The organism is Shewanella sp. 10N.7, assembly GCF_020806285.1.
In the GTDB taxonomy this organism is placed as follows: Bacteria; Pseudomonadota; Gammaproteobacteria; order Enterobacterales; family Shewanellaceae; genus Shewanella; species Shewanella electrodiphila.
On sequence record NZ_JAJGZS010000042.1, the window covers coordinates 22,934 to 29,792 of the forward strand.

6 protein-coding genes are annotated in these 6,859 nt (G+C 40.1%); 5 read left to right on the forward strand and 1 reads right to left on the reverse strand.

The genetic code is table 11. From position 1 onward, the window contains the following. Positions 1-67 precede the first annotated feature (67 nt). Together gndA and LMH66_RS19415 are read left to right on the forward strand one after the other, a co-directional pair. Positions 68-1,597, forward strand: a complete 1,530-nt coding sequence (gndA, locus tag LMH66_RS19410; protein ID WP_229372458.1) for an NADP-dependent phosphogluconate dehydrogenase — start codon at positions 68-70, stop codon at positions 1,595-1,597. A 341-nt stretch (positions 1,598-1,938) separates the two neighbouring features. After that, positions 1,939-2,247, forward strand: coding sequence for a hypothetical protein (locus LMH66_RS19415; RefSeq protein ID WP_229372460.1), 309 nt, complete (start codon positions 1,939-1,941; stop codon positions 2,245-2,247). Between the two features lie 190 nt (positions 2,248-2,437). Here the strand turns inward: LMH66_RS19415 and LMH66_RS19420 are convergent, their stop codons facing one another. After that, the gene (locus LMH66_RS19420) at positions 2,438-3,316 is read right to left on the reverse strand and encodes a 1,4-dihydroxy-2-naphthoate polyprenyltransferase (RefSeq protein WP_229372462.1); all 879 of its coding nucleotides are present in this window, start codon (positions 3,314-3,316) and stop codon (positions 2,438-2,440) included. Between the two features lie 234 nt (positions 3,317-3,550). On the opposite strand from LMH66_RS19420, the gene tesB reads away from it, so the two are divergent. The 3 genes from tesB to LMH66_RS19435 all read left to right on the forward strand — a co-directional run bounded on the left by tesB (position 3,551) and on the right by LMH66_RS19435 (position 6,221). Further along, positions 3,551-4,414, forward strand: a complete 864-nt coding sequence (gene tesB, locus LMH66_RS19425; RefSeq protein WP_229372464.1) for an acyl-CoA thioesterase II — start codon at positions 3,551-3,553, stop codon at positions 4,412-4,414. A 5-nt stretch (positions 4,415-4,419) separates the two neighbouring features. Beyond that, positions 4,420-4,815 (forward strand): YbaY family lipoprotein, encoded by a 396-nt coding sequence (locus tag LMH66_RS19430; RefSeq protein ID WP_229372466.1) that lies wholly within the window; start codon positions 4,420-4,422, stop codon positions 4,813-4,815. Positions 4,816-4,985: 170 nt separating this feature from the next. Beyond that, positions 4,986-6,221: an MFS transporter gene (locus LMH66_RS19435; protein ID WP_229372470.1), complete on the forward strand. Its 1,236-nt coding sequence runs from the start codon at positions 4,986-4,988 to the stop codon at positions 6,219-6,221. Positions 6,222-6,859 lie beyond the last annotated feature (638 nt).

Sequence of the window (6,859 nt, forward strand, 5' to 3'; positions counted from 1 at the left end):
CCGTATAATCCCCCTTCAAATGGATTCGCTACGCGCGATTAATCCCTGTGACCTTTGGAAAATAATAATGAATACCCAACCATTCCGTTCAGACATCGGCGTTATCGGCCTCGGTGTGATGGGCAAGAATCTCGCGTTAAACATAGCTGATAATGGCTACCAGGTAGCCGCTTTCGATCTTGACAGTGAAAAAGTTAATGCTGCTATTAATCAAGAAACAGCAGAAAGAAAAGCTGATAAAGCACCCCGAATGCTTGGCTGTAATAATCTTACTGAAATGCTCGCATCATTAGTAAAACCTCGTGTCATCGTGTTATCTGTTCCTGCTGGTGGCCCAGTTGATGGTGTGTGTAATGCACTGATTGATGCCGGTATTGAAACTGACGACATTATTGTCGATACAGGTAACAGTTTATGGACGGATACTGTAGAACGTGAAGCACGTTTTAAAGGCAAATTTGTGTTCTTTAGTTCAGCGGTTTCAGGTGGTGAAGTTGGGGCGCGCTTTGGCCCGTCATTGATGCCAAGTGGTAATAAAGATGCATGGCAATACGTTGCACCTGTCTGGAAAGCGATGGCAGCGAAAGTCGATCCAGAAACAGGGTTACCAATAGAACGCTTTGAGCCAGGAAATCCAGTTATTGAAGGCGAGCCATGTACCACTTACATTGGCCCTGCGGGTTCTGGTCATTATGTGAAAATGGTACATAACGGTATTGAATACGCCGATATGCAATTAATCTGCGAAGCTTACCAATTACTTCATGATGGCTTAGGGTTATCGGCTCATGAAATTGGTGATATTTTTCATGGTTGGAATCAAGGCAGCTTAAACAGCTACTTGATGGAAATCAGCGCTGAAGTATTGCAACAAGACGATCCATTAACTGGTAAGCCGTTAGTGGAAATGATCTTAGATAAAGCAGGCCAAAAAGGAACAGGCTTGTGGACTGCGGTAAGTAGTTTGCAAATTGGCTGCCCAGCACCAACCATTGCTGAAGCCGTGTATGCGCGAGCTGTCAGTACTCAAAAAGTCTTGCGAGTTGACTTAAGCACTAAGCTTGCAGGCCCAGCTAAGGTTACGTTAACTGATGCAGAGAAAGCCGAGTTTATTGCTAATCTTGAGGATGCATTATATTGCGCCAAAGTCTGTTGTTATGCTCAAGGCTTCCAATTAATGGCGATGGCTGCAAAAGAGCAAAATTGGTCTTTAGACTTTGCTGAAATTGCTAAGATCTGGCGCGCAGGATGTATCATTCGCGCGACGTTCCTGCAGTCTATTACCAAAGCTTACCAAGATGATGCCGAGCTTGCGAATCTTCTGATGGCTAAAACCTTCAGTGATAGTTTATCTGCTAAGCACATGAATTGGCGTAAAACAGTTGCCGCATCAGTTATGCAAGGCATTCCTGCGCCGTGTATTAGTTCTGCAGTGGCATATTACGATAGCTATCGCAGTGAAACGCTACCAGCTAATTTACTACAAGGTCAGCGAGACTTTTTCGGTGCACACACATTTGAACGCACTGATAAACCTGCTGGCGAGAAGTACCATTTAGATTGGAGTGCAAAAGAGCGCACATTGTCTAAGGTGTAATCATAAGCAGCTAATTTTGTCGCTTTAAATAAAAGCACTTCTCCGCGAGAAGTGCTTTTTTGTTATCTGTAAGCCCAGTCGTTTTATAATGACTATCTTATGACAACTTAAATAAGGTTTTATTGACATTAAAATATGCAATCTATCTATGACAAAACTTTTTTTGATAAAATTAGTCTCTAATAAAGACTCATTCGTATTTGGTCTGATTTTATATTAACTATTAGTCTGATTTTTTATATTAATAGCAATATTCATGTTTCTCTGTAGTTAACAACCTTGTAACTGAGTCAACTCTAATATAGGTTAAATAAGATACTAATAAAGATGAGGGAGTATGCATGCCAACGAAAACGGATAAGAAAAAAAGACTAGTAGAAGCCATTGAAACTCTTACTTCCGAATATGATAAATATTCTCAAGCCGCTGTAAAACAACTGCCCGCGTTAGAAACCAAGAATAATGAGTCTCTTGAAAAGTTATTAGAAGTGGTATTATTGCGCGAATCACTGAGTCAGAGAACCACTAATAAAGCACCAGCATCAGTAAAGCTAAGAGCTTCAATTGCCGATGTTATTTTGCTCAATGATGACTTTGACAGGAAGTTGATTTCAGCTAATGCCGCTGCTGCTGCCGCAGAAGCCAGTTAACTATTTTAACGTCAAAGTCTTTAATCGGTTCTGAGTGTCATCAATAACAGTAAATAATTTTTGAGACTGTATTGAAGCTAATTAATAAAAGTATTTCTTTTTGAAAAATACTTTATGGTAATTAGTGTGAAGATTGAATTTTAAAATAAATAATAAAGGCTTCTCATTAGAAGCCTTTATGTTGTGATATTTACGCTAAGGTAATGACTAAACCAAGGCTGAATAAGAAACTAAATATCATAGTTAATTTGGCGGTTCGACCTAAGATTGGGTTAAGGGCTTCACCACTGGTATTACTGAATTCACCGCTAAGTTGACGGGCGTACACTAATGCTAGTCCTGCAAGCAATATTGGGATTCCAGGCAAGTAACCCATCAAGAAACCACCAATAATGATCCCGAATGGTAAATACACTAATGCTTGGTAAAGCACGCGAGCTTGAGCCTGACCTATACGAACGGCAAGAGTATTTTTACCGGCCTTAGTGTCAGTTTGAATATCTCGGGTGTTATTTACTAGCATAATCGCTGCGTTAAACATGCCGATGGCACTACCTAACAGCCAAGCACTGATGCTAGTGTCGCCAGCTTGAATATAGTAACTTCCCACGACCGCTACCAGCCCAAAGAATACAAATGCAGCCACTTCACCTAATCCATGAGAGGCGAGAGGGTAAGGACCGCCGCTATAACAAACTGCCCCCAATAACGCAGCTACAGCCAAAACTGCGATCGGCCAACCACCATGTACTATCAATGCAGAACCCACGATGAGTGCGAGTACGAGACATAAAATCATGGCATTACGCACGCTATTAGGTGAAATCATACCGCTTTGGGTTACACGGACTGGACCCACACGCTCGTCGGTATCAATACCGTTTTTAAAGTCGAAATAATCATTGGCTAAGTTAACGGCTATTTGTAATAAAATAGCGCACAGCATTGAGATACAAGCAATTGTAAAGCTGAACTGCTCTAAGTGTAGGGCTAAAATATTACCAATTAATAAAGGACCTATTGCAGCAGGTAGTGTGCGAGGTCTGATAGCTAAAATCCAAGATTGCATATATTTAGGGCTTCAGGGTGTCGAGTTAAATTAGGATAGCCTAATAGCATAGCAATTTTTTGGAATTAAGTAAGCGGCTATGATCGCGCTATGAAGTAAAAAGTTGTTGTTATTTTTGCTTAATTTTATCAAATTTTGTTTATATATGAGTAAATTCTAGAATATTTTTACTAATGATGTGTGGTTCTAAGGTAACCTAAGGATATTGAGTTTGGCAGAGCCGCTAGGATAATTATGAGCCAAGTATTAAATGATTTACTTTCATTGCTCTCATTAGAGAAAATAGAACTAGGCCTGTTTCGTGGTCAAAGCCAAGATTTAGGCTTTGGGCATGTATTTGGCGGTCAAGTGATGGGGCAAGCATTAAGTGCTGCAAAACAAACGGTAAGTGAAGATAGACAAGTACACTCTTTGCATTCTTACTTTTTGCGCGCTGGCGATGAAAAGCTACCGATTGTTTATGATGTTGAGAACATGCGTGATGGTGGCAGTTTCAGTGCAAGACGGGTTAAAGCCATTCAAAAAGGGCGTCCAATTTTTTACATGACTTGTTCTTTTCAAGCACCAGAAGAAGGTTACGACCATCAAGCGGAGATGCCTGTTGTTGCTGGGCCTGAAGGGTTATTGAATCAGCAAGAGCTGGCACTCACTATGCGCGACAAAGTACCAGCAAAAATACTTGAAAAGTTTATGGCTGATTCACCGATTGAAATGCGTTTAGTCAATCCTATTCATCCTATCGCACCCGACTCAACAGAGCCGAAGCGCTATGTGTGGATGAGAGCGAATGGTAACATTCCGAGTGATCATAGTGTGCAAGAGTATCTGTTAGCTTACGCTTCTGATTTCAACTTCTTAGTGACAGCGGCGCAGCCACATGGCGTATCATTTCTAACACCAGGTGTAAGAATGGCAACCATAGATCATGCAATGTGGTTTCACCGTCCATTTAATTTTTCCGATTGGTTGCTTTATAGTGTTGAAAGTACCAATGCTAGTGGTGGTCGTGGTTTTGTTAAAGGACAGTTTTTTGATCAACAAGGGCGTTTGGTTGCATCTGCTACCCAAGAAGGCCTACTAAGAATGACAAAAGGGTAAAAAGTATGAAATATGGTTTCAAAGCGCTGCTTTTAGGATGCATGACATTGATGCTGACAGCATGTGTCACTGTTACGCCAGATGAGCCAGTAATCATTAATGGTTATGCAGGCTACTTAGAGAAAATTACGCTGCCCCAGAACTGTAAAATTAATATCGCGATTATTGGTTTGAATACCCCAGGTTTGATTATTTCACAAAAAACCTTTGATATTGCCCGCGCACCAGTACCGTTTAAGTTTACTTTACCAGCTGACAGTATTGATGAAGATATTGAATATGGCGTGGTTGCGATGATCATGTATCAAGATAGACCGATTTTTCAAACTTACGAAAAATTCCCAGTGATTAATAATGATAAGTTCACCACCGAAGTTATTATGAAAAAAGTTGAGCGTTAGTTTCGTTCCAGCTCTTAGCTAAACCTCAGAAATGTAGAGTACGTCTTAATGTTTATTCTTTGGAATTAAGACGTAACTCACATCTTCCAAAGTCGTGAATTGCATAAGTTGTATATCACGCAATAATCAAATTTCATTTCTTTTTATTCGAGGCTTAAGTTGTGCCTGAATTGCGTGCGGTAAATGAAGTTGATCAATCAAGATCTGAGCTTCGCCTTATCTGGGCTTTGTGTTTAGCCTCTATTGTTGTTTATATCAATTTATATGCTGTGCAAGGCATGTTGCCATCCATTGCTGAGCATTTTGATGTTACAGGCGCCAATGCGACGTTAATTCTTTCTGTGACGAGCTTCTCTCTTGCCTTTTCTTTATTAATTTATGCCGTGATCTCAGATCGTATTGGCCGTTTGGCGCCGATAATGGTCAGCTTATGGTTGTTAGTCGCGTCTAATATTTTACTTATTTACGCAAAAGATTTTGATGCTTTGCTAATGGTGAGGTTATTACAAGGGGTTTTGTTAGCCGCAGTACCTGCTATTGCGATGGCATATTTTAAAGATCAATTACCAGCGAGCTTTTTATTAAAGGCTGCTGCTATTTATATTATGGCCAATAGCTTAGGCGGTATTGGTGGCAGATTAATGGGGGGCTTACTGTCGCAATATTGCACATGGGAGCAAGCAATGGCGGTCAATTTCGCCGTGACTTTAGTGGGTATTTCCATCGTGACCTATCTGCTTCCAAGAAGAGAACTAAAGCCAGAAAAAACACAAACCTCAATCGGTGTGCTTGCGAAAATCAAGCAAGACGTGGGTGGTTTTATATACCACTTAACCGATAATCAAATGCGTTTAGTTTATGCCATTGGCGGGCTGGCATTTATGATGATGGTAAACCAGTTTAGCTTTATCCAGCTGCACTTAATGGATGAACCTTATCGCTTTAGTCGTTTTGCTGCTACGTTAATTTTTCTTTGTTATTTGAGTGGTACATTAACGTCTTACTTTTCTGCTAAGTGGGTAGTAAAGTTTGGTGCACTTCGTTTATTTAAAGGTGCATTACTCGTCATGCTGGTGGGGACGTTATTAACCTTAATAGATACCTTACCTGCGATTATAATTGGTTTTTTACTGACAGCCAGTGGGTTTTTCTTAACTCATAGTTGTTGTAATTCATTTGTAGCTATCAGAGCGTCTACTCATCGAGCAAAAGCAACCTCGCTCTACCTTTGTAGTTATTATCTTGGTGCGGCGCTTGGAGGGCCTTATTTGATGCTATTTTGGCACCAGTTAGAATGGCAAGGTGTTGTTATCGGATCTTGTGGGCTTATTTCATTACTTTGTGTCGCAATTATGCGCCTAACTTATCATCAATCAAAGGCTGATGACTTAGCAGCACGAAGCTAAGGGAGATTAAAAATTTTATATGAGAGGCCAATAGGCCTCTTTTTTTGTGCCTGCTTTTTATCGCATGTGAACCAAACAGTTTTATAAGTGATTTTTAACCAAAGAATTTGTTTCGTGTTTATGCTCTCTCGTTTTTATCTAAGTGGATTAATGCTTTAACTGCACTCATGAACTGCACTCATGAACTGCACTCATGAACTGCACTCATGAACTGCACTAAAGGTGAACTTTTTACTTTATCCTTAATTCCACGTGCTATGTCTAGAATGGGCTACAAATGAGCCTAACTCGGAACCTTAGATGGACATGAAAATCAATGAACTACTTTTACAGTCATTTTATCTTGAGGCTGAAGATTAAATATTATCAGTGACATGAAGCAAGTTGAATTTCAACTTGGATTGAAACTTAGACTTCTATAGCTAGAAAAGATAATTAGGAGATGATTGGGTATTAAGCCACAACAACATTAGCATTTAGCTAGCTTTAACATACTTGGAAACTGGTTTGTTGGTAGTTGGCAGCTAAATTTTAGACATAAAAAAACCACAATTAAGTGGCTTTAATAACTCTTAAAAAAGAGAGTGGTATCCCCTAGGGGATTCGAACCCCTGTTACCGCCGTGAAAGGGCGGTGTC